We start from the raw sequence: 24,240 nt of genomic DNA, 5'->3' as shown, positions 1-24,240 counted from the left end.
TGGCCAGCCCAGCTCACTCGTCACCGGCACCGCCCTCAACCGGCGCACCGCCTCACCGAAGCAGCGCCCCCGGAAGGGAACCCCCTGGTGTCGATCACGAACCCCAGGCACACCCGACCAAGCCAAGATCGACACCGGTACGGGGAAGTGGTGCCATCCGACCCGCCCGGACCCCACCACCACCCCGAACTGGTGTCGATCAAGCAGGCAATCGGCGCCCCTCCGGCGTCGCTACGGCGTGGTGGCCTCGGCCAGCAGCTCCAGCAGGTGCCGGTACGGCTGCCCGGTGGCCCGCGCCAGCCCGATCTCGCAGGTCCGGTTCACCGACGCGTACCCGTCGAAGGGGCGCGTCGCGACGGCGGCGGCCTCGGCCCGGGTGGCCGACGCGGTCAGCTCCGGGTGCAGCAGTCCCCGGTCACCGGCGAAGCCGCAGCACTGCCAGCCCTCCGGGACCACCACCTGGTCGGCGACCGCGCGGGCCACTGTGAGCAGCGCGTCGTCCAGGCCGAGCCGGACCGACGAGCAGGTCGGGTGCAGCGCGAGCGAGCCGATCCGGCGGCGCACCGTGAGCCGGGGCAGCAGCGTGCCCGCGGTGTACGCGACCGCGTCGACGACCCGCACGTCCCCGGCGCCGTCGACCAGCCGCTCGAAGCCCTCGGTGCAGGACGCGGCGTCGCTGACCACGGGCAGCGCGCCGTCGCGGCTCGCGGCGCGCAGCACCGGGGGCACGCGGTCGCGCACCGCCCGGTAGCCGTCGACGAGGCCCTTCGACGACCAGGGGGTGCCGCAGCACAGGTCACCGACGCCGTCCGGCACGAGCAGGCGTACGCCGGCCCGCTCGGCGAGCGTGAGCAGCGCGGCGGCGACGCCGGTCCCGCCCTGCGCCGGGGCAAACAGCGTGCCCAGGCAGGACGGCACGAACACCGCGTCCGGGTCGTCGGCCGGGTGCGGGCGGCGTGGGGTGCCGCCGCGCGGCAGGTCCCGCTGCCACCGCGGTACCCGGTCGGCGCCGAGCACCGCGCGGGCGGCCCTGGTGGCGGCCTCGGGCAGCGCGGGCGGCAGCGCCCCGGCCAGGTCGAGCCCACGGGCCATGCCCCGGGTGGTGGCGCCCCAGCGGCGGGCCGCGCCGCGCCAGGCGGACCCGGCCGTCCGGCCGTGCTCCTGCGCGCGCAGCCGCTTGACCAGGTCACCGGTGTTGATCAGCACCGGGCAGGCGGTGGCGCACATGCCGTCGACCGCGCAGGTCTGCACCGCGTCGTAGTCGTAGTCGTCGGTCAGCTCCCGGACCAGCGCGGCGTCGCCGGCGGCCTGCGCGGCGGCGATCTCCCGGCGCAGCACGATGCGCTGCCGGGGCGTGGTGGTGAGGTCGCGGCTGGGGCAGACCGGCTCGCAGTAGCCGCACTCGACACAGCGGTCCACCTCCTCCTCCACCGTCGGCACGGTCTTGAGGTGCCGCATGTGGATCTCCGGGTCGTCGCAGAGCAGCACACCCGGGTTGAGCACGCCGTCGGGGTCGCAGAGCGTCTTCAGCTCGCGCATCACCTCGTACAGCTCGTCGCCGAACTGGCGTCGCACGTAGGGGGCCATCACCCGGCCGGTGCCGTGCTCGGCCTTGAGCGTGCCGCCGTGGCCGAGCACCAGGTCGACCATCTCCTCGGTGAAGTCGGCGTAGCGCGCCGGGGCCGCACCGCCGTCGAACCGCTCGTTGAGCATGAAGTGCAGGTTGCCGTCCTTGGCGTGGCCGAAGATGACGCTGTCGGCGTACCGGTGCCGGTCGAACAGGTCGGCGAGCGCCGCGCACGTGCCGGCCAGCGCCTCGACCGGCACGGCGATGTCCTCCAGCAGCGCGGTGGTGCCGGACGGGCGGGCGCCCGCGACCGCCGCGTACAGGCCCTTGCGGATGTGCCACAGCGCGGCCCGGGCGGCCGGTTCGCCGCTGAGCCGGGCCGGTGCGCTCAGCGGCAGGCCGGCCAGCACCGGCTCGGCGGCGGCGACCCGGTCGGCGAGTGCCTCCGGGTCGGACTCCTGCCACTCGGCGAGCAGCGCGGCGTGCCCGCGCACGGCCAGGCCGCGCAGGGCGACGTCCGCCTTCGGGTCGCGCTGGGCCACCCGCAGGGCGGCGGCGTCGAGCAACTCGACCGCCGCCGGCCCGGCGGCCACCAGCGCCGGCATGGCGGCCATCGCCGCGCCCAGGGACTCGAAGACCAGCAGGCCGGTCGCGGCGTGCCGGTGCACGGGTACGGTGCGGAACGTCGCCGAGGCGACGAACGCGAGCGTGCCCTCGCTGCCCACCACGAGCCGGGTGAGCAGGTCGGCCGGGTCGTCGTGGTCGAGGAACGCGTTCACGCCGTAGCCCATGGTGTTCTTCATGGCGTACTGGGCGCGGATGCGGCGCACCGACTCGGGGTTGCCGCGTACCCGGTCGCGCAGCCGCAGCAGCCCGGCGTGCAGCTCCGGTTCGGCGGCGCGCAGCCGGGCGTCGGCGTCCGGGGCGCCGGTGTCCAGCACGGTGCCGCTGGGCAGCGCGAGGACCAGCGACTCCAGTGTCCGGTACGTGTTGAACTCGGTTCCGCAGGTCATGCCGCTGGAGTTGTTGGCGACCACACCGCCGACCGTGCACGCGGACTCGCTGGCCGGGTCGGGGCCGAGCTTGCGGCCGTACGGCGCGAGCCGCGTGTTCACCTGCCGCAGCACCACCCCCGGCTGCACCCGTACCCGCCGCCCGTCGTCGAGCACCGTCAGGTCGCGGAAGTGCCGCCGCACGTCGACCAGCAGCCGGTCGGTGACCGCCTGGCCGCTGAGGCTGGTGCCGCCGGAGCGGAACGTCAGCGCGGTGCCGGTGCGGCGGCCGTACGCCAGCAGCGCGGCGACCTGACCGGCGTCGGACGGTGTGACCACCGCGCCGGGATGCAGCAGGTAGTGCGAGGCGTCGTGGGCCATCCGCAGCCGGTCCGCGGCCCGGGTCGCCACGCCGCCGGGCACCACCGACTCCAGCCCGGCCCGCGCGGACGCGCTCAGCTCAGTCATGATCACCGCACCTCCCCCGGCCCACAGTAGTCACGCACGGCGGGGCTCAGTCCGCGGTGATCCGGTCCAGCACCCGCCGCTGGAACGCGCGGGCGGCCGGACCGGACGGCGGCGTACCGCCCCGGCGGGCCTCGATCGAGGCCCGGATCAGCGCGGCGTCCGGGTCGTCGGCGGCGACCCGCAGCCCGGCGTCGACCTTGCCCAGCCAGACACCGTCGCGGTAGCGCACCAGCGTCCGGCAGGCCCCGAGCACCGCGTCCTCCGCACCCGGGGCCGGTTCGTCACCGGGCGGCGTGGGCAGCGCCAGCCACCAGCGCAGCGCGTCGGCCAGCAGCGCCCGCAGCGCCTCGGGTGACGGGTCGGCGAACACCTCGGCGGCGGGCGGGCCGAGCAGGGCCAGGCCGGACTGGCGCAGGATGCTGCGGTCCAGCGCGTACCAGAACCGCCCGTCGGCGGCGGGCCGGTCGGCCGGGTCGTAGGTGGCGCGGAACGGCATCGTGGCGCCGGTGTTCAGCTCGACCTCGAAGCCCGGCTCCGGGGTGCCGGAGGCGGCCACGTCGCGGCGGTAGACGACGAGTTCCAGGCCGCGTGCCGGGCAGGGCAGCGACCCGTGCCGCAGCCGGTCCACGAGCAGGCGCTTGTCCGGCTCCGGCATCGGCCCGGCGGCCACCAGCGCCACGTCCACGTCGCTGCGGCCCGGCTGGTACGCGCCCAGCCCGACCGAGCCGGCCGCGTACGCGCCGACGAGGTCGTCACCGAGCACGTCCCGGGAACGGCGGACCACTTCGGCCAGGTAGTCGCGGATGTCGTCACGCATTCCGGCATCCTGCCCCGGCCCGGTCGCGGTCAGTCCGCCGGGTCGGGACAGCACACGGTCAGCGCCCCCGGGACCACCTTGACCTTGAGCCGCTTCGCCTTGCCCCGGGCGCCGCCGTCCAGCTCGTACGTCTTCGGCGCGTCGAATCGCACCTTGATCTTGCGCCCACGGGTGATCCGGACGAACGGCGACTCGTCGGAGCGCCCGGCGGCCATCCGGCCCAGCGTGCGCGCCCAGTCCACGGCGCCGCTGGCGGTGGACACGCCGACTTCGAGGGCCCCGTCGTCGGGGCGGGCGTCGTCGAAGGCCGGGATGCCGCCGGTGATGGTGCCGACGTTGCCGAAGAGCACACAGCTCGCCTCGTCGTCGAACCAGTCGGCGCCGTCGACCCGGATCCGGGTCCGTACGCACTCCCCGCGCACGTGCCGCAGCCCGGTCCAGACGTACGCGATCCGGCCGAACCGGCCCTTGAGCTGCCGGTCGGCGTCGCGGATCAGGTCGCCGTCGAACCCCGCGCCCGCCATCACCGCGAAGTGCTCGCCGTTGATCCGGCCCAGGTCCAGCTCGCGCCGGCGGCCGTGCAGCGCGATCCGTACCGCCTCGGGCAGGTCGACCGGGATGCCGAGGTTGACCGCGAACAGGTTGGCGGTGCCGGCGGGCAGGATGCCCATCGGGACGCCGCTTCCGGCCAGCGCGTCGGCGCACCGCTGCACCATGCCGTCGCCGCCCCACACCAGCACCAGCTCGGCGGCGGAGTCCAGCGCCGCACGGACCCGCTTGGGGGCCTTGCGGCTCTTCGGCACCTCGTACCAGAGCAGCCGCCCGACCCCGGCGGCCACGAGCCGGGAACGCAGTTCGTCGAGCCCACCCCCGAACGTCTTCTTCCGGTGGGCGACGACAGCGACCACGCCGGCCGGGGGCGCGGCGGAAGCGGGGGCGGTGTCCGGGCGTTCGGCAGTGCGCGTGTCCATGGCCCGGCTGGTACCCGGACAGCGCGGATCCCACGCCTGCGCCCGGCGCGACGCGCCCGATTCGGATCAACGGCGTACTGTGCCCGGCCCGCCACGTTCGGTACAGTGCGGGTCGTCGATCCGTGCCGCCGGGCGCGGGTTCCGAAGGGTGCGGGATGTCGGTACGGACCGGGTGGATGGCGCGCGGCACGCTGCGCCTCGGCCTGCTGCTCGGCGCCGTGGCCGTCGTCTGGGGCGCCCACGAGGCCGCATCCGGCTCGGCCGCCCACGCCGCCGACCGGGAGCCGTCCGGTCCGCTCACCGCCACCGTCGGGGTGCTCACCCACACGCTCGGGACGGTGCTCGGCCTGCCCGTGTCCGGAACCGACGACGGCGGCGCCTCCCCGTCCGGGTCCGGCGACGCCGCGGCGGAGCCGGCCGCACCCGCCGCACCAGCGCCCGCACCCGACTCCGCCGCGCCGCCCGCCGCGACCTCGCCGACGCGGGCTGCCACCTCGCCGACGCGGGGCCCGGCCGAACCGGCAGCGCCGGACAAGGCCGAACCGGCGACGCCGGACGCGGCCCCGGCCGCGCTTCCCGAGCCGGTGCCGCGTCGCCCGGCCGTCACGGCACCGGTCACCGGCCGGGTGGTCGAGGCGGTGGTGACGCCGGTCCGGGACCACGTGCTCACGCCCGTCACCGACGGCCTGCGTCCGGTCACCGACCCGCTGCGCGACCACCTGCTCGCGCCCGTCGCCCACGGTCTGCGCCCGGTCACCGACCCGGTGACGGTGGGCGTGCTCGACCCGGTGGCGGACCTGCTGTCCCCGGTCGTGGAACCGTTGCGCCCGATCCTCGGCCCGGTCTGGCGGGGCCTGGCACCGGTGCTCGACCCGCTGGAACCGGTGCTCGACCCGCTCAGCCCGGTGACCGATCTGCTCGACCCGCCGGCCGCGCCGGACCCCGGATCGCCGGCGCCCGGCGAGCCCGTGCCCGGGCCGTCCGATCCGAGCGTCCCGGTCGTTCCGGCCGACCCGGCCGCGACGCCGGCACCGGCCCCCGGGCGTGCGCACGACGCGCCGCCCCGCGCCGCCGGGCCGGTCCTCGCCGCACCGGCGGCGCGCACCCTCACCGTCGTCGGCACCCGGTGGGTCGACCCCGTACGCAGCCGGGCACCGGCGGCCGTCGGCCCGGCGGCGCACGTCACCACCACGCCCGCACTGCCGCTGCCGCTCGACGGCGTCACCCACGGCGGCGGCGCCGTGCACAGCGAGCCGGCCGACGCGGACGCGAACCGCTTGCGGCTGCCGGCGCTGACCCACCGGTACGCGCGGCCGGCGGCCGACCCGCTGCCGCCGTCCCGCACGTCGCGCCCCGGCACCAGACCCGCCTGAGCGGACTCCGCAGGCACCATCTCCGATCCGGAGCACGGGCGTCCCGCCCGACTGCCGCATGCCGCGGCGGCGCCGCCGACTGTCGTCCGGCGCCCGCAACCGACCCGATCACGCCTGGAATACAGGAGTCCGTTCATGAGCACAGCCCTGCCCGTCGTCCGCGCCCGGTGGTGCGACATCGGCCGGATCGCCGATCTCGTCGCCGAGGCCCTCGCGCCCACCGCGCTGGCCGCCTGGCTCGTCCCCGACACGTCCCGCCGCCTGCCGGTCCTCGCCGCCGTGGCGCGGATCTGGACCGAACACGCGTTGCTGTTCGGCGACGCGTTCCTGCTGCCCGACGGCAGCGCCGCCACCGTCTGGTTCCACCGCTACCGCCCGATCCCCTCCCCCCACCGGTACGCCGACCGTCTCGCCGGCGCCGCCGGGCCGGACGGGGACCGGTTCCGCCGCCTCGGTGCCGAGCTGGCGGCACGCCGACCGGCCGAGCCGCACAACAATCTGGCGCTGCTGGCCGCGCCCCGGGGTGGCGCGCCGCAGGCGTTGTCCGCGGCACAGCGCCGGATGGACACGTTGAGCCTGCCCACGTACGCGCACCCGTGCGCCGGTGCGCAGGAGGAGGAGCTGCTGCGGCGGCTCGGCTACGCCGAACGGGAGACGTTCGCCGCCCCGGACGGCACGCCGGTGCGGTCGTTGTGGCGGTCGGCGCCGTTCCACGTGGGCGGCAGCGACAGGTGGCGTTCCCGCCGGGCCGCCCGCCGGGAACGCGACGACCGGGCCGCCGGGTGGGCGGCGCGCTGACCGGGTGAGCCCCCGGGCCGGGGCGGCAGCCGTCCGCCCCGGCCCGGACCCGCGCCACACCGTCCGCGTTCGTCGGCCGGTGCGGTCGGCGCAGCTCGGTTAGCCTGCGAGCCGGGCACGACTCAGCCGAGCAGTCGGAGGTAACGCGTGCGGAACAGCGGATCCACCCCGGAACCGGGCGGCGCGGCTCAGGTGCGCCCCAGGCGCAAGCGGCGGCGTCTGCTGGTCGTCCTCGCGGTCTGCACGCTGCTGGCCGGCTGCGGGCTGGTCGCCGGCGGCTACTACTTCGACAGCGTGCCGACGCCCAGCGACCTGAAGCTGCCCGAGTCCACCACCGTCTACTACGCCGACGGGCGCACGCCGATGGCGAAGCTGGGCGCGCAGAACCGCACCATCGTGCCGTACGACCAGATGAACGACTCGGCGAAGCAGGCGATCGTGGCGGCCGAGGACCGTACGTTCTGGACGAACCAGGGCATCGACTTCAAGGGTGTGCTGCGGGCGGCCTGGGCCAACGTGAGCGGCGGACAGCGGCAGGGCGCGTCCACCCTCACCCAGCAGTACGCGCGCATCGCCGCCGACCTGCGCGGGGTCACCTACTCCCGCAAGCTGCGCGAGGCGGTGATCGCGTGGAAGCTCGACGACGCGTACTCGAAGGAGGAGATCCTCGGCTTCTACCTGAACACCGTGCCGTTCGGGCGGGGCGCGTACGGCATCGAGGCGGCGGCGCAGACGTACTTCGGCAAGACGGTGCGCCGGGACGCACCCGCCGCGCGACAGCTCACGCCGGCCGAGGCGATGGTGCTCTGTGCCATGGTCAAGCAGCCGGAGGCGGACCCGGCCGACCCCGAGGGCTCGCCCGGCTATGACCCGCGCCGCAACGCGCTGGCCCGGCAGAACTCGATCGACAGGTGGAACTACATCCGCGACGGCATGGTCAAGCTCGGTTACCTGACGCCGCAGCAGGCGGCGGATCTCGCGTACCCGGACACGGTCCGGCCGATCGACAAGGACGCGGGCCGGTCCGACCTGGACCGGCCGACCGGCCTGGTGGTCAACCACGTGCTCGCCGAGCTGCGCGAGACCGACCCGTTCCGCGGCAAGCCCGACGAGGTGATCCGCGACGGCGGCTACCGAATCGTCACCACCATCGACAAGCGCGTGCAGGACGCGGCCGAGGCGGCGGCGGACATCCGCCGCGACACCGCGCCGCAGGCGGTACGCGGCCAGCCGCGCAACTGGCAGGCGGCGCTGGTGGCGGTGGAGCCGGGCACCGGCCGGGTGCTCGGCTACTACGGCGGCGACAAGGGCTCCGGCGCGGACTACGCCGGCTGGTACTACGACGAGAACGGCGAGACCCGCGGGTTCGGCCAGCATCCGCCGGGGTCGTCGTTCAAGGTGTACGACCTGGCGGCGGCCGTGCGCGACGGGATCTCGGTGAAGCAGCGGTTCGACTCGCCGGACACCAAGGAGTTCCCCTCCTCGGGGCGCACCAGGGGGAGCGCGGCCGGGCCGATCCGCAACGCCGAGCGCGCGCCCTGCCAGCCGGACTGTGCGCTCTGGGAGGCCACAGTCGCCTCGCTGAATGTGACCTACTTCGAGCTGACCGAGAAGCTCGGCACCGACAAGGTGATCGAGATGGCCCGGCAGGCGGGCGTGGAGTCGATGTGGGAGACGGTCCGCGGCAATCCCCGGCCACAGCGCGTCGACCTGCGCAGTGATCCCGCCGACGAGGTGGCGAAGCGGTTCTCCACCGAGGTCGGGATCGGGCAGTACGGGATCACCGTGCAGGACCACGCGAACGGGATGGCGACGTTCGCGGCCGGCGGCAAGCGCGCCGACGCGCACTTCGTCCGGTCGGTGACCAAGGACGACGAGGAGGTGTGGACCGAGCAGCTGCGGACGACGGACCTGGGCCTGGACCGGGAGGCGATCGACCAGCTCGACTGGACGCTGCGTCGGGTGCGGGCCGCCGAACTGGGCAACGGCTGGGACTCCGCCGGCAAGACCGGCACGTGGCAGGCGGGGCAGAGCACCACGCAGAACGTGCACACCTGGATGGTCGGCTGGACCGGCGCGCTCGCCTCGGCCGTCTGGCTGGGCACCACCGACGGCAAGCCGCTGCGGACGAAGGGCGGCAGCTACGAGGTATACGGCTCGACCGGCGCCGCGCCGATCTGGCGGCAGTTCATGAACCGGGCCACCGCGGCCATGAAGCTCGACCCGGGCAAGTACCGCTTCGGTGAGCCGGCGTTCCCCGGCGAGACCCCGGAGCCGACGCGGTCGGTGCCACCGCCGCCGACCACCGCCGCGCCGACGCCCTCGGAGTCGCCGAGCCCGAGCCCTTCCTCGTCGAGCCCGAGCCCGGGCCCGACCGGTCGGCCGACGTCGCGGCCGACGCTGACGCCGTCGCTTCCACCGCTGCCCACCGTGTCGCCGACGCGTACCCGCGGCCCGCGCTGACCCGGCCGGGCGGCGGATCGGCCGCCCGGCCGCGCGCACGGCGGCCTCGCGTCTATGCGCGCCATTCGCACACAGCGGCAACGTCCGCAATTTGCACGCCCGCCCATCCACAGTCGGCGATGTTCGCCCTGATCAGGGCCTATTGAAGATCATGGTTGCCTGAATCGACGCGCGCGGCGACACGCCCGACTGTCAGCCGTTGCCCAGGTCACCCATTGCTCCGGGCTCGGGCGGCGTGTGATTGTGCACCAGCGAGCCGCCGACCCCCGGCGACTCACGACGGTCGATCTGTCGACCCGGAGCCACGCCGGCAGCTCCGGTGACCGGCCGTCACCCTGCCTCGCACCACCGCGCCGCCCGTCCCCACCGGGCTCCGTGCGGCGCGCCTGTAGAACAGGAGCAAACCCCCGTGAAACTCTCACCTCGCTTCGCCGCGCTCACCGGCGCGGCCGCGGCCGGCATCCTCGCTGCCGGCACCGCCGCGGCCGTGCAGGCCGCGCCACCCGGGCCCGCCGCCCCGGACCCGGCCCAGGCCCGCGCGACCGCCGCCGACTCGGCCCGTGCCCTGGTCGCGAACCGTCCCGCCTACCTGCAGGCCGGCTCCGACGACGCGTTCGTCCAGAAGCCGGTCATCTCCTCCGAGGGCACCCAGTACGTGCCCTACGAGCGCACCTACAAGGGCCTGCCGGTGGTCGGCGGCGACTTCGTGCTCGCCACGGACGCGGCCGGCAACCTGAAGTACGCCTCGGTCGCCCAGCAGCGGCCCATCGGCGCCCTTGCCACCACGCCCGCGCTGACCCGGGACGCCGCCGCAAAGACGGCGCGCGCCCAGCTCACGACCGTGAACGCGGTCGAGGGCACCACGCTCGTGGTCTACACGCTCGGCGCCGCACCGGCACTGGCCTGGGAGACCACGGTACGCGGCACCGGCGCGGACGGCCCCAGCCGGCTCACCGTCGACGTCGACGCCCGCACCGGCGCGGTCCTGCGCAAGCAGGAGCACGTGGTGCGCGGCACCGGCACCGGCGCCTGGAACGGGCCCAGCCCGCTGACGCTCAACACCACCCAGTCGGGCTCGACGTACACCATGAAGGACCCGACGGTCACGAACCTGAGCTGCCAGGACGCGGCGAACAACACCACGTTCAGCGGCTCCGACGACGTCTGGGGCAACGGCACCGCCACCAACAAGGAGACCGGCTGCGTGGACGCGCTGTTCTCCGCGCAGACCGAGCACAAGATGCTCGCCCAGTGGCTGGGCCGCAACGGTGCCAACGGCAACGGCGGCTACTGGCCGATCCGGGTGGGCCTCAACGACCAGAACGCCTACTACGACGGCAGCCAGGTGCAGATCGGCAAGAACACCGCCGGTCAGTGGATCAGCTCGCTGGACGTGGTGGCGCACGAGATCGGCCACGGCATCGACGACAACACCCCCGGCGGCATCTCCGGCGGCGGCACGCAGGAGTTCGTGGCTGACACGTTCGGCGCGGCCACCGAGTGGTTCGCCAACGAGCCGTCCAGCTACGACGCGCCGGACTTCCTGGTCGGCGAGAAGATCAACCTGGTCGGCTCCGGCCCGATCCGCAACATGTACAACCCGTCCGCGCTCGGCGACCCGAACTGCTACTCCAGCAGCATCCCGTCGACCGAGGTGCACGCCGCGGCCGGCCCGGGCAACCACTGGTTCTACCTGCTGGCCAACGGCAGCAGCCCGACCAACGGGCAGCCCTCCAGCTCCACCTGCAACGGCAGCAGCGTGACCGGCCTGGGCATCCAGAAGGCCATGAAGATCATGTACAACGCGATGCTGCTGAAGACGTCGTCCTCGTCCTACCTGAAGTACCGCGTGTGGACGTTGCAGGCGGCGAAGAACCTCTACCCGAGCGGCTGCACGGAGTTCAACGCGGTGAAGGCGGCGTGGACCGCGGTCAGCGTACCGGCCCAGTCGGGTGAGCCGACCTGTGCCGGCGGCACCCCGACGCCCACGCCGAGCACCACGACCACTCCGCCGTCGGGCGGCTGCTCCGGCAACAAGCTCGCCAACCCGGGCTTCGAGTCGGGCAACGTGAGCTGGAGCGCCTCGTCCGGCGTCATCACCACCGACAGCGGCCAGGCCGCACACGGCGGCTCGTACAAGGCGTGGCTGGACGGGTACGGCTCGTCGCACACCGACACGCTCAGCCAGTCGGTGACGATCCCCGCCGGATGCCGGGCGACGTTGAGCTTCTGGCTGCACGTCGACAGCGCGGAGTCGACCACCAGCACCGCGTACGACAAGCTCACCGTCAAGGCGGGCAGCACCACGCTGGCCACCTACTCCAACCTGAACAAGGCCACCGGCTACGTGCAGCGGTCCTTCGACATCTCGTCGCTCGCGGGCACCACGGCGACCATCTCGTTCAGCGGCGTGGAGGACAGCTCGTTGCAGACGTCCTTCGTCGTCGACGACACCGCGGTCACCCTGAGCTGACCGTGGCGTAGCGCGGCCGGTCGTCGTCCTCCCGGCGGCCGGCCGCCTCGTCGTGCCAGAGCCTCGTCGTGCCAGAGCCTCGTCGTGCCAGAGCCTCGTCGTGCCGGCCGGGCCGTGCCGGGCGTCGCGGGGTCGCGGCGCCACGCGGCCGTCGGGTCAGGCCGGGCGGCCGGCCCGGGACGGGGTGCCGCGGTCGCGGTGGATCCGCGCGGCCGCCTCGTGCATCGCGCGGCCGAACAGCTCGGCCTGGTCGCCCATGGTGCCGAGCCGTGCGGCGAGCGCGTCGGCGTCGGCCCGCGCCGACGCGCTGACCTGGGCGTCCAGCTCGGACAGCGCGGCGTTGGCGGCGGTGACGAGGTGTCCGCAGAGGACGTCGAGGCGCTCGCCGGCCAGCTCCGGGTCGACCGTCACGGAATCCAGCCGGCCACCCTGGACGGCGACCGCGCGGACCCGCCCGCCGGCGGCCGTGCCCTCGGCGCGGAGCAGGTCGCCCGGCTCGCCGTCGGCGTGCGCCGAGGCCCGGGAGCGCATCGCGGTGAGCGCCTGCTGCGTGCGGGTCAGCAGCTCGTCGAGGCTCGCGGCCGCCGAGAACGGGTCGTTGGTCATTTCCGCGCTTTCTTCACGTCTTAGCCGAGCACCGTGACCCTAGCAACCGGCTCCGACGAATCGCGGTCACCGGCTGTCGCGGGCCGCGCCCCGGCGCCGCGAGCAGGCCGGACACCGGCGACGCGGCGTGTCGCGGACGGGTGAACGCCCGGCCGGACGGACCGGCCGGGCGTTCTCCGGCCGCTGTCAGCGCAGGCGCAGCCGCTGACCGGGGAAGATCAGGCCCGGGTCGTCGCCGACCACTGCCCGGTTGCGCTCGTGCAGGGCACGCCAGCCGCCGTCGACGCGCTGCGCCACGGCGATCTCCGACAGGGTGTCCCCGCGCCGGACCACGTACGTCCCGGCACCGCTCGTGGGCTGCGGCGCGGCCTTCGTCGCGGGCCGCTCCGGCGCGGCCCTGCGCGGGGCCGGCCGCTCCGGGGCGGCCTTGCGCGGAGTGGCCTTCGTGGTGGCCCGCTCGCCGGCCCCGGCCGACCCGGCGTTCGCCGAGCCGCCCTTCCTGCCGCAGACCGGCCACGCGCCGATGCCCTGACCGCGCAGCACCTTCTCGGCGACGGCGATCTGCTCGGAGCGGCTGGCCAGGTCGGCGCGGGCGGCGTACTTCTTGCCGCCGTAGCCGTTCCAGGTGGCGCGGGAGAACTGGAGCCCGCCGTAGTAGCCGTTGCCGGTGTTGATCTTCCAGTTGCCGCCTGACTCGCAGCGCGCGACCGCGTCCCAGTTGACGCCCGCGCTGGCCGGGTCGGCCGGGCCGAAGAGGGTCGCGGCGCCGACGGCGGCGCCGGCCAGAACCGCCCCGAGAGCGGTACGGCGGCTTCGGGCTGAGTATTCAGTTGCCATGTGGATTCCTCCACGCCGACGAGGTGAGCTGTCGGGTTCGGGCCGAGGAGCCCGGCCGCCGGTGGCGGCTTCACCCCGAGGTGACGATGCACCGTGGAACGCGTGGTTCCCCCGCTCCCGCGCGAGGTTCGGTTACCGGGGACGGCGGCGGGATTTGGCGTTTCCGGCCCGCGGTGTCCGCGTCTGCGAACGAAACCGACGCTAGGAGCGTTTTGCGACGATCGTCCACTTCTTGTGATGCTCTTCACCCGGCCGGGCTACCGGCGGCGGCGCTACGGTGGCAGGGCCAGGCAAGATCACGGGAGGACGGGACGGATGACCGATCACGGACACGAGCTGACCTTCGGCGGCTTCCTCACCCCCGCCGCCGGGCAGCCCGACCAGGTGGTGGCGCTCGCCCGGCTCTGCGAGCAGGTCGGGCTGGACCTGGTCACGTTCCAGGACCACCCGTACCAGCCGGGCTTCCTGGACACCTGGACGCTGATGTCCTACGTGGGCGCCGCCACCGAGCGCATCCGCCTGGCCGGCAACGTACTCAACCTGCCGCTGCGCCAGCCGGTGGTGCTGGCCCGCAGCATCGCCAGCCTGGACCTGCTCACCGGCGGCCGGGTCGAGCTGGGGCTCGGCGCGGGCGCGTTCTGGGACGCGATCGAGGCGACCGGCGGGCGGCGCCTGTCCCCCGGCGCCGCCGTCGAAGCCCTGGACGAGGCGATCCGGGTGATCCGCGAGGTCTGGGACACCGACCGGCGCGGCATGATCCGGGTCGACGGCGAGCACTACCGGGTGGTCGGTGCCAAGCGCGGGCCGGCGCCGGCGCACCCGGTGGGCATCTGGGTCGGCGCGTACAAGCCGCGCATGCTGCGCCTGGTGGGCCGCGCCGCGGACGGCTGGCTGCCGTCCCTGTCGTACCTGCCGAAGGGCCCCGACGAGCTGCCCGCCCTGAACGCGCTCGTCGACGAGGGTGCCCAGGCCGCCGGGCGCGACCCGGCCGCGATCCGCCGCATGCTCAACGTGACCGGCACGTTCGCCCGTTCGTCGGCCGGTTTCCTGGCCGGGCCGCCGGAGCAGTGGGTGGAGGAACTGGCCGGGCTCACGCTGGAGCACGGCATCACCACGTTCATCCTCGGCAGCGACGAGCCGCGCGCGATCCAGATCTTCGGCCAGGAGGTCGCGCCCGCCGTGCGGGAGCTGGTCGCCGCCGGGCAGCACCTGGTGGACGTGCACGACCATCTGCGCCAGGAGCTGGCCCAGGTGCGCGACCTGCTGGAACAGGTCAAGCAGGGCTCGGTCACGCCGGGCCGGGCGCGGGCCGCGCTGAACGAGATGACCATGCGGCAGAACAACTGGACGCTCGGGGCGTACTGCGCGGCCTACTGCACGATGGTCACCCAGCACCACGGGCTGGAGGACGCCTCGATCTTCCCGCACCTGCGCCGATCCGAGGCCGGGCTGGCCGCCGTGCTGGACCGCCTGGAGGAGGAGCACGTGGTGATCCACGGCGTGGTGGAGAGCGTGGACCGGGCACTCGTGGAGCTGGTCCGCCGGCCCGGCGACTTCACCGGACTCCAGGAGGCGGTGGACCTGCTCACCGACACGTTGCTGTCGCACCTGTCGTACGAGGAGCACCAGATCGTCGAGCCGCTGGCCCGGCACGGTTTCTTCCCCGGCCAGCTGTGAGGTAGCTGACTTTTGGTTCCTTAAGTCAGGGGGGTACCGTCGACGCCATGACGGACCTCCTTGCGCAGCGTGACTCCTGGTCCACCGCCAACTGCTCGATCGCCCGGGCGCTCGAGGTGGTCGGCAACCGCACCACGCTGCTCCTGCTGCGGGAGGCGTCGTTCGGCACCCGCCGCTTCGACGACTTCGCCCGGCGGGTCGGCGTCAGCGAGCCGGTGGCCGCCGCACGCCTCAAGCAGCTCGTCGCCGACGGGCTGCTCGACCGGCGTCCCTACCGCGAGCCCGGGCAGCGCACCCGCGACGAGTACGTGCTCACTGCGAAGGGAAGCGACCTGATCCCGGTGCTCGTCGCGCTGCGGCAGTGGGGCGACGCGTACGCCGCCGACGAGGCCGGCCCGGCGGTCCGGGTGGCCCACGACGAGTGCGGCGCGCCGGTGCACGCGCGGCTGCGCTGCGACGCCGGGCACGACGTACCGCCCGGCGAACTGGCCGTCCTGCCCGGTCCGGGCCTGCTGTCCGCCTGACCTCCCTTCCCCACCACACCTCGGAGCGAGACCATGAAGATCGCTGGAAGCACCGCCCTGGTCACCGGCGCCAACCGCGGCTTCGGCCGGCACCTGGCCGCCGAACTCGTCGCGCGCGGCGCCACCGTCTGGGCCGGCGCCCGCAACCCGGACACCGTGGACCTGCCCGGCGTCACCCCGGTACGCCTCGACATCACCGACCCAGCGTCGGTGGCCGCCGCCGCCGAGCGGGCCGGTGACGTGACGCTGCTGGTCAACAACGCCGGCGTGAGCACCGGCACCGACCTGCTCGACGGCGACCTCGCGCAGATCCGGCTGGAGCTGGAGACGCACTACCTCGGCACGCTGTCGGTGGTACGGGCGTTCGCGCCCCGGATCGCGGCCAACGGCGGCGGCACGATCCTGAACGTGCTGTCGGCGCTGTCCTGGTTCACGTTCCCCGGCGTCGGCGCGTACGGCGCGGCGAAGGCCGCCGAGTGGTCGATGACGAACGCCCTGCGCGTCGAGCTGGCCGGCCGGGGCGTCCGTGTCGCGGGCCTGCACGTGGGCTACATGGACACCGAGATGGCCGCCGCCGTCCCCGGCCCGAAGGCCGACCCGGCCGACGTCGCCCGGCTCGCCGCGGACGGCATCGAGTCCGACAGCTACGAGATCCTGGCCGACGACGTCGCCCGCCGGGTCCAGGCCGGACTGTCCGGCGGCGTGGCCGCGCTCTACCCCGCACTCCCCTGAGCCGACCCGTCTTCGCCGAGGTGGCGGCGCCACCTCGGCAAGACGGTTCCGCTGCCACAACTACCGCCCGAGGTCCCTCCATCTGGGACCAGCCTCCCCCACTCTGGGACACCCCAGCGTGATCAACACCAGCTCGCCGAGGTGGCCGGGTCAGAGCCCGTGGGATGCCGCCACTTCGGCGCAGTGGTGTCGATCACGCGGCTGCCACGACTACCGCCCGGGCACAGTCGATCAACAGCCGGTGCCCCCCGCGCGGCGCTCCGCCCCATCCACCCCGACCCACACCTGCGCACCCGGGCAGCCCTGCCGATGCGGGCGGAAGCCCTCACCGCCCCGGTCATCCCTCCAGGTGGGATCGATCTTCCCCACCTGGGATACCCCAGCGTGATCAACACCAGTTCGGCGAAGTGGCGGGGTCAGAGCCCGTCCGATACCGCCACTTCGGCGAGCTGGAGTGGATCACGCAAGTCCGCCGGGGTGGGTCGGGCGAACCGGGTCGGGGTGGGGCTACAGGCCGCGGGCCAGGCGGTCGGCGAGGATGCGGGTGAACCGGGCCGGGTCGGCCAGCTCGCCGCCCTCGGCCAGCAACGCCATGCCGTACAGCAGCTCGGCGGTCTCGGTCAGCGCGGCGGTGTCGCCGCCCTCCCCGTGCGCCTTACGCAGCCCGGTGACCAGCGGGTGGGCCGGGTTCAGCTCCAGGATCCGCTTGACCTGCGGCACCTCCTGGCCCATCGCCCGGTACATCTTCTCCAGCGTCGGCGTCATGTCGTGCGCGTCGCCCACCACGCAGGCCGGCGACGTGGTCAGCCGGGTGGACAGACGCACCTCCTTGACGCTGTCGGCGAGCGCGCCGCCGAGGAACGCGAGCAGGTCGGCGTACTCCTGGCGCTCCGCCTCGGCCTTCTCCTTCTCCTCCTCGGTCTCCAGGTCGACCTGTCCCTTGGCGACCGAGCGCAGCGTCTTCCCGTCGTACGCGCCGACGCGCTCGACCCACACCTCGTCCACCGGGTCGGTGAGGAGCAGCACCTCGTAGCCCTTGGCGCGGAACGCCTCCAGGTGCGGCGAGTTCTCGATGGTGGCCCGGTTCTCGCCGGTGGCGTAGTAGATCTCGGTCTGGCCGTCCTTCATCCGCTCCACGTACGCGCGCAGCGTGGTGGGCTCGGCCGGGTCGTGGGTGCTGGCGGCGCGGACCAGCTCCAGCAGCGTCTCGGTGTTGTCCGGGTCCTCCAGCAGACCCTCCTTGACCACCGCGCCGAACTCGGTCCAGAACGTGCGGTACGACTCGGCGGACATGTCCTTGAGCGTGGCGAGCACCTTCTTGACCAGCCGGCGACGCACCGCGCGGATCTGCCGGTCCTGCTGGAGGATCTCCCGGGAGATGTTCAGCGACAGGTCGTGCGCGTCCACCACGCCCTTGACGAAGCGCAGGTAGTTGGGCATCAGCGCGTCGCAGTCGTCCATGATGAACACGCGCTTGACGTAGAGCTGCACACCGCGGCGGCCCTGCGGGGAGAACAGGTCGAGCGGGGCGTGCGAGGGCACGAACAGCAGCGCCTCGTACTCGAACGTGCCCTCGCCGCGCATGTGGACGGTTTCCAGCGGGTCGGCCCAGTCGTGCGCGACGTGCCGGTAGAACTCCTTGTACTCGGCCTCGTCGACCTCGTCCCGCGAACGCGCCCAGAGCGCCTTCATCGAGTTGAGCGTCTGCTCCTCGCGGGTGGTGGCGCCGTCCTCGCCGGGCTTGTCGACAGTCATCCGGATCGGCCACGAGATGAAGTCGGAGTAGCGCTTGACGATCTCGCGGATCGTCCACTCGGCGGTGTAGTCGTGCAGGTTGTCCTCAGTGTCGACCGGCTTGAGGTGCAGCGTGACCGAGGTGCCCTGGGGTGCGTCCCCGACCTCCTCGATCGAGTACGTGCCCTCGCCGGTGGACTCCCAGCGGGTGCCGCCGGACTGCCCGGCGCGGCGGGTCAGCAGCGTCACCCTGTCGGCGACCATGAACGTGGCGTAGAAACCGACTCCGAACTGGCCGATCAGCTCCTGCGAGGCGGCGGCGTCGGACGACTCCCGCAGCTTGCGCAGCAGTTCGGCGGTGCCGGACTTGGCGATGGTGCCGATCAGGCGGACCACCTCGTCGCGGGTCATGCCGATGCCGTTGTCCCGCACGGTGAGCGTACGGGCGTCCTTGTCGACCTCGATCTCGATGTGCAGGTCGGAGGTGTCGGCCGACAGTTCCTTGTCGACGAGCGACTCCAGCCGCAGCTTGTCCAGCGCGTCGGACGCGTTCGAGATCAGTTCGCGCAGGAAGACGTCCTTGTTCGAGTAGATCGAGTGCACCATCAGCTGCAACAGCTGACGGGCCTCGGCCTGGAACTCCAACGTCTCGACCCCGTCGCTCACACCGGCTCCCTTCCCTCTGGCGGCCTACCGCGGAAAGGATACGAGGGGTGACCGGAACGGCACGCACCGGCCGCCCCGAAATTCACTGGTACAACCAGTTGACGGGTTGATGTGTTCGGGGCCACACTGCTGCGCATGACCTTCGATCCCGCGCCCCGCGTGTCGGTCTCCGACCACGTCTTCGGCCGGCTACGCGACGCGATCGTGTCCGGTCGCTACGCGCCGGACGAGACGCTGCCCGGCGAGCGGGAGCTGGCCGGCGCGTTCGCCGTCAACCGGCACGCGGTCCGGGAGGCGCTGCGCCGCCTGCAACAGCTCGGCCTGGTCCGGGTCAGCCAGGGCGGCGCGACCCGGGTGCTGGACTGGCGGGTCCACGCCGGGCTGGACCTGGCGCTGTCACTGGCCCGCTCCGCTGACGTACTCCCGGTCGAGACGCTGGTGCGCGACATGCTGGAGATGCGGGCCTGCGTCGGGGTCGATGCGGCCCGGCTCTGCGCCGAGCGCGCGGACCCGGCGGTCGTCGCCGCCCTGGTCCGGGCCGCCGAGGAGTACGGCGACCTGGCCCCCGACCTGGACCTGATGAACGAGGCCAACATCGCCATCTGGCGGCTGGTCGTGCGCGGCAGCGGCAACACCGCCTACCAGCTCGCGTTCAACAGCCTGGTGGCCGGCACGTTCGCGGTCGGCGACGTCCCCCCGGACGCCCGCGCGGCCGAACTGCTCGACGTGGCCGGTCACCGTCGTCTCGCCGCGTCGGTCGCCTCCGGTCAGGGCGCGGCGGCGGCCCGGCACGCCCGGGCGCTGCTCACCGCGCCGGTCACCACCCCCACCACCCCCACCTCCGGAAGGGAAGCGCGCGCATGATCCCCGCCGTGCTGTACGCCGTCCCGGCGTTCCTACTCCTGATCGTCGTCGAGGCGGTCTCCTACCGCTTCCTGCCCGACGACGACGAACGCGGCTACGAGCTGCGCGACACCACCACCAGCCTGTCGATGGGGCTGGGCAGCCAGATCATCGGCTTCCCGTGGAAGCTGCTCACCGTCGGCCTGTTCGCGGCGCTGTGGACCGTGGCGCCGGTGCACCTGTCCCCCGGCGACTGGTGGACCTGGGTGATCCTGTTCTTCGCCGACGACCTGGCCTACTACTGGTTCCACCGCTCGCACCACGAGGTACGCGTGCTCTGGGCGAGCCACGTCGTGCACCACAGCAGCGTCTACTACAACTTCTCCACCGCGTTGCGGCAGAGCTGGACGCCGATGACGTCGCTGCCGTTCTGGCTGGCGCTGGCGCTGCTCGGCATCCCGCCGTGGATGATCTTCCTCCAGCAGTCGGTCAGCCTGCTCTACCAGTTCTTCCTGCACACCGAACGGATCAAGGTGCTGCCCCGGCCGATCGAGTGGATCTTCAACACGCCGTCCCACCACCGGGTGCACCACGGCTCGAACACCGAGTACCTGGACCGCAACTACGGCGGCATCCTGATCATCTGGGACCGGCTGTTCGGCACGTTCGAGCCGGAGCGGGCCACCGCGCGCTACGGCCTCACCAAGAACATCGGCACCTACAACCCGCTGCGGGTGGCCACCCACGAGTTCGCCGCGATCTGGTCCGACGTACGCCGGGCCGACTGCTGGCGGCACCGGCTGGGCTACCTGTTCGGCCGTCCCGGCTGGCAGCCGGCCCGATGAGGCGCTCCTGGCTGCTGCCCCTGTTCGGGCTGATCGCCGCCGTCGAACTCGTCGGGGTCGCGCTGGACTCGACCGTGCTCCAGTGGCTGGCCAAGCCGCTGCTCGCGCCGGTGCTGCTGGCGTACCTCTGGGCGCACCGGCGCCGGGTCGACGCGGTGGCGGTCGGCCTGGTCGCCGCCACCGCCGGCGACGTCGCGCTGCTCCTGCCCGGAGACACCGCGTTCCTGGCCGGCATGGGCTTCTTCCTGGTCACCCAGATCGCGTTCATCACCGCCTTCGTCCGGCACCGGCGTGCGCGGGCCGTGGCTTGGGCGGGCTACCTGGTCGCCTGGGCGGGCGCGAACGCGCTGCTGTGGGGCATGCTCGGGCCGCTGCGGCTGCCGGTGCTCGGCTACAGCCTTGCGCTGTGCCTGATGGCCGCCGCCGCGACCGGGGTGTCCACGCGGGTCGCCGCCGGCGGGGCGTTGTTCCTCGTCTCCGACCTGCTCATCGGCGTGGGCGCGGCCGGCGTGGAGCTGCCCGGGCGGGGCCTGCTGGTGATGGTCACCTACTGCGCCGCGCTGCTGCTCATCACCACCGGCTGGGTGGCCGCGACGCGCCCGGCGACCGGCCCGCAGCCGCCGCCGGCGGGTACCCTGCTGGCGTGGCCAGGGAGAACGGGCGCAAGCTGATCGCCTCGAACAAGAAGGCGCGGCACGACTACGACATCCTCAAGACGTACGAGGCGGGCATCGTGCTGGCCGGCACGGAGGTGAAGTCGCTGCGCGAGGGGCGGGTGTCGCTGGTCGACGCGTTCGCCCAGGAACGCGACGGCGAGATCATGCTGTACGGCCTGCACATCGCCGAGTACGGCTTCGGCACCTGGACCAACCACGCGCCCCGGCGCACCCGCAAACTGCTGCTGCACCGGGTGGAGATCGCCCGGATCCTGGAAAAGCTGCGCGACGGCGGCATCACGCTGGTGCCGCTGTCGATGTACTTCGCCGACGGCTGGGCCAAGGTGGAGCTGGGCCTGGCCCGGGGCCGCCGGTCGTACGACAAGCGCCAGGCGCTCGCCGAGCGGGACGCCAAGCGGGAGATCGCGCGGGAGATGGGCCGCCGGCTCAAGGGCCGGACGGCGACGCGGCGGGGCTGAGCGCGCCGTTTCTGTCCCAGGCCGGTGGCACGCTGGCCCACATGACCGATCTGACCTGGAACCCACTGCTCCGCGAGCAGCTCACCTGGCACTGGACCTACCAGTTGCGCGACCGCCTCGCCGGGCTCACCGACGCCGAATACCTCTGGGAGCCGGTCCCCGGCTGCTGGAGCCTGCGCCCGCGCGGCGACGGCGGCGCTCCGGCGATCGACTTCTCGATGCCGCAGCCGGATCCGCCGCCGTTCACCACCATCGCCTGGCGGCTCGCCCACGTCATCGTCGGCGTGCTGGCCATGCGCAACGCGTCGCACTTCGGCCGCGCGTCCACCGACTACGGCTCGTTCCCCTACTCCCCGACCGCGGCCGGCGCGCTGGCCCAGCTCGACGAGGAGTACGCGGCCTGGACGGCCGGGGTCGAGGCGCTCGGCGAGGAGGCCCTGGCCCGCCCCTGCGGCCCGGCCGAGGGGCCGTTCGCCGACGTCCCGATGGCCACGCTCGTGCTGCACATAAACCGGGAGGTGATCCACCACCTGAGCGAGGTGTGCCTGCTGCGCGACCTGTACCGCCACACGCCGGAGACGGCCCGATAAATACAAGGGTTCTTGTACATCATCTCTTGTAGGTCTAGCCTGACGGTATGACGGACGGAACCGGCAACCGGCGCGTGAGCGACCCGCGAGCCATGCGGGCGCTGGCCCACCCCACCCGGCTGCGGCTGCTCGGCGAGCTGCGCCTGCGCGGCCCGCAGACGGTCGGCATGCTCAGCGAGCACACCGGCGAGGCGGTGGGCTCGGTCAGCTACCACGTCGGCAAGCTGGCCGAGCACGGCTTCGTGGCCGAGGCCCCCGACCTGGCCCGCGACCGGCGCGAGCGGTGGTGGCGGGCCGCGCACGCCACCACCGACTGGGATCCGCTCGAACTGCTCGACGACCCGGAGCGCCGGCTCGCCGGCAACCTGCTGCGCCAGGCCGCCATGCAGCGCTACGTGGACCGCTACCAGGCGTACCTGGACTCCGAGGCGAGCCTCGACCCGGCCTGGGTACGCGGCACCACCAGCAGCGACATCGTGCTGCGCCTGACGCCGGAGGAACTGGTCGAGCTGCGCGACGAGCTGTCCGCGCTGGGCCGGCGCTGGCAGGAACGCGGCGCACCCGGCCGGGCCGGCGCCGAGATGGTCACGCTGATCTGGCAGGCGTACCGGGGGCCGCAGTGAACCGCGACCGCCGGCCGCTGGCCGGACTGCTGATCGGGCACGCCGTCTCGCTGACCGGCAACGTGCTCACGCTCATCGCGCTGCCGCTCTACGTGCTCGCCGAGACCGGCTCGCCGGCGGCCACCGGGCTGGCCGGCGCGTTCGCCACCGCGCCGGTGGTGCTCGGCGGCGCGTTCGGCGGCGTGCTCGTCGACCGGATCGGCTACCGGCGGTCCAGCGTGCTCGCCGACGTGGTCTCCGGCGTGACGATCGCCGCCGTACCCCTGTTGCACTCCACAGTCGGCCTGCCGTTCCCGGCGCTGCTGGCCCTCGTCTTCGTCAGCGGCCTGCTGGACACGCCGGGGCAGACCGCGCGCACCGCGCTGCTGCCGGAGGCCGCGGCGGCGGCCGGGGTGCCGATCGAGCGGGCGGCCGGGTGGGAGGACGCAACGTCGCGCGGCGCCCGGATGATCGGCGCACCCTTGGCCGGCCTGCTGGTCGGTGTGTTCGGGGCGGTGCCGGTGCTGGCGCTGGACGCGGTGACGTTCGCCGTGTCGGCGCTCGTGGTGACGCTGCTGGTCCCGCGTGGCCTGCGACCGTCCGACGACGGCAGCGAGCCGGAGACCGGAGGCTACTGGCGGCAGTTCGCCGCCGGGCTGCGTTTCCTGGTCCGCGAGCCGCTGCTGCGCGCCATGGTCCTGCTGGTGCTGGTGACCAACCTGTTCGACGCGGCCAAGAGCCAGGTGCTGCTGCCGGTGGTCGCCGAACGGGAACTCGGCGGGCCGGCCGCGTTCGGCCTGCTGGTCGGCGTCATGGGTGGCGGGGCGCTGGTCGGCTCGCTGGTGTTCAGCGCGATCGGTCACCGGCTGCCCCGCCGGGCCACGTTCGTCACCGCGTACGCGCTGTGCGGCGCCCCACCACTGTGGGCGCTCGCCGCCGCGCCGTCGCTGCCGGTGGTGGCCGCCGTGGTGGCGGTGGCCGGGCTGGCCGCCGGCGCGCTCAATCCGCTGATGGGCGCGGTCCAGTTGGAGCGGGTGCCGCCGGCCATGCGGGCCCGGGTCTACGGCGTGATCGGCGCGGGCGCGTGGGCGGCCATGCCGGCCGGCGCGGTCGGCGCGGGATTCGCCGCGGACCGGTTCGGCGCCACGTCCACGCTCGTCGTGATGGGCGCGTGCTACCTGCTGGTGGTGCTGACGCCACTGCTGGGCGGTCCGTGGCGGGACATGCGCCGGCCCGCCGTGGTGCGGCAGCGTGAGCCGGAGCCCACGTCGGAGCGCCGGCGGGAAACGCTCTCTTGACATCGACCGACTTCGTTCATACCTTCATCGAAGTCCATTTGTATGGTTTGTTAACCGTTGGGCGGGGCCGGCCGCCGTGACGGAGAACGGCCACCACCCCCGCAGGAGGCGCCCCGTGCGCACCATCCGCACCCTCGCCGCACTGGCGGCGACGGCGGTCGGCCTCACCGCCGTCCTCGCCCTCGTCCCCCTGTCTCTTATACACCTCTGACGCTGCCGACGAATAGCC

Annotated in this window: 20 protein-coding genes and 1 riboswitch; of the genes, 14 read left to right on the top strand and 6 right to left on the bottom strand. The window is 73.7% G+C overall.

Annotated elements, in window-relative coordinates; all coding sequences use genetic code 11:
• Positions 1–231 precede the first annotated feature (231 nt).
• From EAD96_RS23270 to EAD96_RS23260, 3 genes are read right to left on the bottom strand one after another with little or no spacing between them, the layout of a single operon-like run.
• Positions 232–3,027, bottom strand: a complete 2,796-nt coding sequence (locus EAD96_RS23270; protein ID WP_121685774.1) for an FAD-binding and (Fe-S)-binding domain-containing protein — start codon at positions 3,025–3,027, stop codon at positions 232–234.
• A 46-nt stretch (positions 3,028–3,073) separates the two neighbouring features.
• On the bottom strand, positions 3,074–3,844 hold the full coding sequence (locus tag EAD96_RS23265; protein WP_121685772.1) for a nucleotidyltransferase domain-containing protein: 771 nt from the start codon (positions 3,842–3,844) through the stop codon (positions 3,074–3,076).
• 29 nt (positions 3,845–3,873) lie between these two features.
• Entirely contained in the window at positions 3,874–4,815 is a 942-nt protein-coding gene (locus EAD96_RS23260; RefSeq protein WP_120569742.1) for a diacylglycerol kinase family protein, read from the bottom strand.
• 155 nt (positions 4,816–4,970) lie between these two features.
• Here EAD96_RS23260 and EAD96_RS23255 point away from each other — a divergent pair, with 155 nt between their 5' ends.
• The 4 genes from EAD96_RS23255 to EAD96_RS23240 all read left to right on the top strand — a co-directional run bounded on the left by EAD96_RS23255 (position 4,971) and on the right by EAD96_RS23240 (position 11,922).
• Positions 4,971–6,188: a hypothetical protein gene (locus EAD96_RS23255; RefSeq protein ID WP_233586132.1), complete on the top strand. Its 1,218-nt coding sequence runs from the start codon at positions 4,971–4,973 to the stop codon at positions 6,186–6,188.
• 135 nt (positions 6,189–6,323) lie between these two features.
• Positions 6,324–6,986 (top strand): hypothetical protein, encoded by a 663-nt coding sequence (locus EAD96_RS23250; RefSeq protein WP_121685771.1) that lies wholly within the window; start codon positions 6,324–6,326, stop codon positions 6,984–6,986.
• A 147-nt stretch (positions 6,987–7,133) separates the two neighbouring features.
• Positions 7,134–9,449: a transglycosylase domain-containing protein gene (locus tag EAD96_RS23245; protein ID WP_121685770.1), complete on the top strand. Its 2,316-nt coding sequence runs from the start codon at positions 7,134–7,136 to the stop codon at positions 9,447–9,449.
• 409 nt (positions 9,450–9,858) lie between these two features.
• Positions 9,859–11,922 carry a M4 family metallopeptidase gene (locus EAD96_RS23240; RefSeq protein ID WP_121685769.1) on the top strand — a complete coding sequence of 688 codons (2,064 nt, stop codon included), beginning with the start codon at positions 9,859–9,861 and terminating at the stop codon, positions 11,920–11,922.
• 156 nt (positions 11,923–12,078) lie between these two features.
• Here the strand turns inward: EAD96_RS23240 and EAD96_RS23235 are convergent, their stop codons facing one another.
• Together EAD96_RS23235 and EAD96_RS23230 are read right to left on the bottom strand one after the other, a co-directional pair.
• Complete coding sequence (locus EAD96_RS23235) at positions 12,079–12,528, bottom strand: YbaB/EbfC family nucleoid-associated protein (protein ID WP_121685768.1); 450 nt, start codon at positions 12,526–12,528, stop codon at positions 12,079–12,081.
• A gap of 186 nt (positions 12,529–12,714) precedes the next feature.
• Positions 12,715–13,365, bottom strand: coding sequence for a transglycosylase family protein (locus tag EAD96_RS23230; protein ID WP_121685767.1), 651 nt, complete (start codon positions 13,363–13,365; stop codon positions 12,715–12,717).
• A riboswitch (cyclic di-AMP (ydaO/yuaA leader) is annotated at positions 13,364–13,509 on the bottom strand. It overlaps the preceding gene by 2 nt.
• A 171-nt stretch (positions 13,510–13,680) precedes the next feature.
• On the opposite strand from EAD96_RS23230, the gene EAD96_RS23225 reads away from it, so the two are divergent.
• From EAD96_RS23225 to EAD96_RS23215, 3 genes are read left to right on the top strand one after another with little or no spacing between them, the layout of a single operon-like run.
• Positions 13,681–15,042: an LLM class flavin-dependent oxidoreductase gene (locus tag EAD96_RS23225; RefSeq protein WP_121685766.1), complete on the top strand. Its 1,362-nt coding sequence runs from the start codon at positions 13,681–13,683 to the stop codon at positions 15,040–15,042.
• Positions 15,043–15,089: 47 nt separating this feature from the next.
• Positions 15,090–15,566, top strand: coding sequence for a helix-turn-helix domain-containing protein (locus EAD96_RS23220; protein ID WP_091418149.1), 477 nt, complete (start codon positions 15,090–15,092; stop codon positions 15,564–15,566).
• Between the two features lie 33 nt (positions 15,567–15,599).
• A complete protein-coding gene (locus tag EAD96_RS23215) occupies positions 15,600–16,298 on the top strand; it encodes an SDR family oxidoreductase (protein WP_120569735.1) in 699 nt (232 codons plus the stop codon).
• 507 nt (positions 16,299–16,805) lie between these two features.
• Here EAD96_RS23215 and htpG read toward each other — a convergent pair.
• On the bottom strand, positions 16,806–18,698 hold the full coding sequence (htpG, locus tag EAD96_RS23210; RefSeq protein WP_121685765.1) for a molecular chaperone HtpG: 1,893 nt from the start codon (positions 18,696–18,698) through the stop codon (positions 16,806–16,808).
• Positions 18,699–18,833: 135 nt separating this feature from the next.
• Here htpG and EAD96_RS23205 point away from each other — a divergent pair, with 135 nt between their 5' ends.
• Genes EAD96_RS23205 through EAD96_RS23175 form a run of 7 tightly spaced genes read left to right on the top strand, consistent with a single transcriptional unit; the run spans position 18,834 to position 24,011 of the window.
• Positions 18,834–19,562, top strand: coding sequence for a FadR/GntR family transcriptional regulator (locus EAD96_RS23205; protein ID WP_121685773.1), 729 nt, complete (start codon positions 18,834–18,836; stop codon positions 19,560–19,562).
• Positions 19,559–20,386: a sterol desaturase family protein gene (locus EAD96_RS23200; protein WP_121685764.1), complete on the top strand. Its 828-nt coding sequence runs from the start codon at positions 19,559–19,561 to the stop codon at positions 20,384–20,386. The genes EAD96_RS23205 and EAD96_RS23200 overlap by 4 nt, the downstream gene beginning before the upstream one ends.
• Positions 20,383–21,057, top strand: coding sequence for a lysoplasmalogenase (locus tag EAD96_RS23195; RefSeq protein WP_121685763.1), 675 nt, complete (start codon positions 20,383–20,385; stop codon positions 21,055–21,057). The genes EAD96_RS23200 and EAD96_RS23195 overlap by 4 nt, the downstream gene beginning before the upstream one ends.
• Positions 21,030–21,521: an SsrA-binding protein SmpB gene (gene smpB, locus EAD96_RS23190; protein ID WP_120569730.1), complete on the top strand. Its 492-nt coding sequence runs from the start codon at positions 21,030–21,032 to the stop codon at positions 21,519–21,521. The genes EAD96_RS23195 and smpB overlap by 28 nt, the downstream gene beginning before the upstream one ends.
• A 41-nt stretch (positions 21,522–21,562) precedes the next feature.
• Positions 21,563–22,111 carry a DinB family protein gene (locus EAD96_RS23185; RefSeq protein WP_121685762.1) on the top strand — a complete coding sequence of 183 codons (549 nt, stop codon included), beginning with the start codon at positions 21,563–21,565 and terminating at the stop codon, positions 22,109–22,111.
• 47 nt (positions 22,112–22,158) lie between these two features.
• Positions 22,159–22,734 carry a helix-turn-helix transcriptional regulator gene (locus EAD96_RS23180; protein ID WP_121685761.1) on the top strand — a complete coding sequence of 192 codons (576 nt, stop codon included), beginning with the start codon at positions 22,159–22,161 and terminating at the stop codon, positions 22,732–22,734.
• The gene (locus EAD96_RS23175; protein WP_121685760.1) at positions 22,731–24,011 is read left to right on the top strand and encodes an MFS transporter; all 1,281 of its coding nucleotides are present in this window, start codon (positions 22,731–22,733) and stop codon (positions 24,009–24,011) included. Before EAD96_RS23180 ends, EAD96_RS23175 begins: the two co-directional genes overlap by 4 nt.
• Positions 24,012–24,240: the final 229 nt, after the last annotated feature.

The organism is Micromonospora sp. BL1 (assembly GCF_003667485.1).
GTDB lineage: Bacteria > Actinomycetota > Actinomycetes > Mycobacteriales > Micromonosporaceae > Micromonospora > Micromonospora tulbaghiae.
The sequence above is the reverse complement of the archived record's forward strand: the minus strand, read 5'-3'. Positions and strand labels throughout refer to the sequence as shown.

Excerpts from the sequence above, each read along its gene's own strand:
- EAD96_RS23265 (WP_121685772.1), bottom strand. The coding sequence starts at position 3,844 with ATGCGTGACGACATCCGCGACTACCTGGCCGAAGTGGTCCGCCGTTCC.
- EAD96_RS23250 (WP_121685771.1), top strand. The coding sequence starts at position 6,324 with ATGAGCACAGCCCTGCCCGTCGTCCGCGCCCGGTGGTGCGACATCGGC.
- EAD96_RS23225 (WP_121685766.1), top strand. The coding sequence starts at position 13,681 with ATGACCGATCACGGACACGAGCTGACCTTCGGCGGCTTCCTCACCCCC.
- EAD96_RS23205 (WP_121685773.1), top strand. The coding sequence starts at position 18,834 with ATGACCTTCGATCCCGCGCCCCGCGTGTCGGTCTCCGACCACGTCTTC.
- EAD96_RS23180 (WP_121685761.1), top strand. The coding sequence starts at position 22,159 with ATGACGGACGGAACCGGCAACCGGCGCGTGAGCGACCCGCGAGCCATG.
- EAD96_RS23270 (WP_121685774.1), bottom strand. The coding sequence starts at position 3,027 with ATGACTGAGCTGAGCGCGTCCGCGCGGGCCGGGCTGGAGTCGGTGGTG.
- EAD96_RS23220 (WP_091418149.1), top strand. The coding sequence starts at position 15,090 with ATGACGGACCTCCTTGCGCAGCGTGACTCCTGGTCCACCGCCAACTGC.
- EAD96_RS23230 (WP_121685767.1), bottom strand. The coding sequence starts at position 13,365 with ATGGCAACTGAATACTCAGCCCGAAGCCGCCGTACCGCTCTCGGGGCG.
- EAD96_RS23235 (WP_121685768.1), bottom strand. The coding sequence starts at position 12,528 with ATGACCAACGACCCGTTCTCGGCGGCCGCGAGCCTCGACGAGCTGCTG.
- EAD96_RS23195 (WP_121685763.1), top strand. The coding sequence starts at position 20,383 with ATGAGGCGCTCCTGGCTGCTGCCCCTGTTCGGGCTGATCGCCGCCGTC.
- EAD96_RS23255 (WP_233586132.1), top strand. The coding sequence starts at position 4,971 with ATGTCGGTACGGACCGGGTGGATGGCGCGCGGCACGCTGCGCCTCGGC.
- EAD96_RS23260 (WP_120569742.1), bottom strand. The coding sequence starts at position 4,815 with ATGGACACGCGCACTGCCGAACGCCCGGACACCGCCCCCGCTTCCGCC.
- EAD96_RS23185 (WP_121685762.1), top strand. The coding sequence starts at position 21,563 with ATGACCGATCTGACCTGGAACCCACTGCTCCGCGAGCAGCTCACCTGG.
- EAD96_RS23215 (WP_120569735.1), top strand. The coding sequence starts at position 15,600 with ATGAAGATCGCTGGAAGCACCGCCCTGGTCACCGGCGCCAACCGCGGC.
- EAD96_RS23200 (WP_121685764.1), top strand. The coding sequence starts at position 19,559 with ATGATCCCCGCCGTGCTGTACGCCGTCCCGGCGTTCCTACTCCTGATC.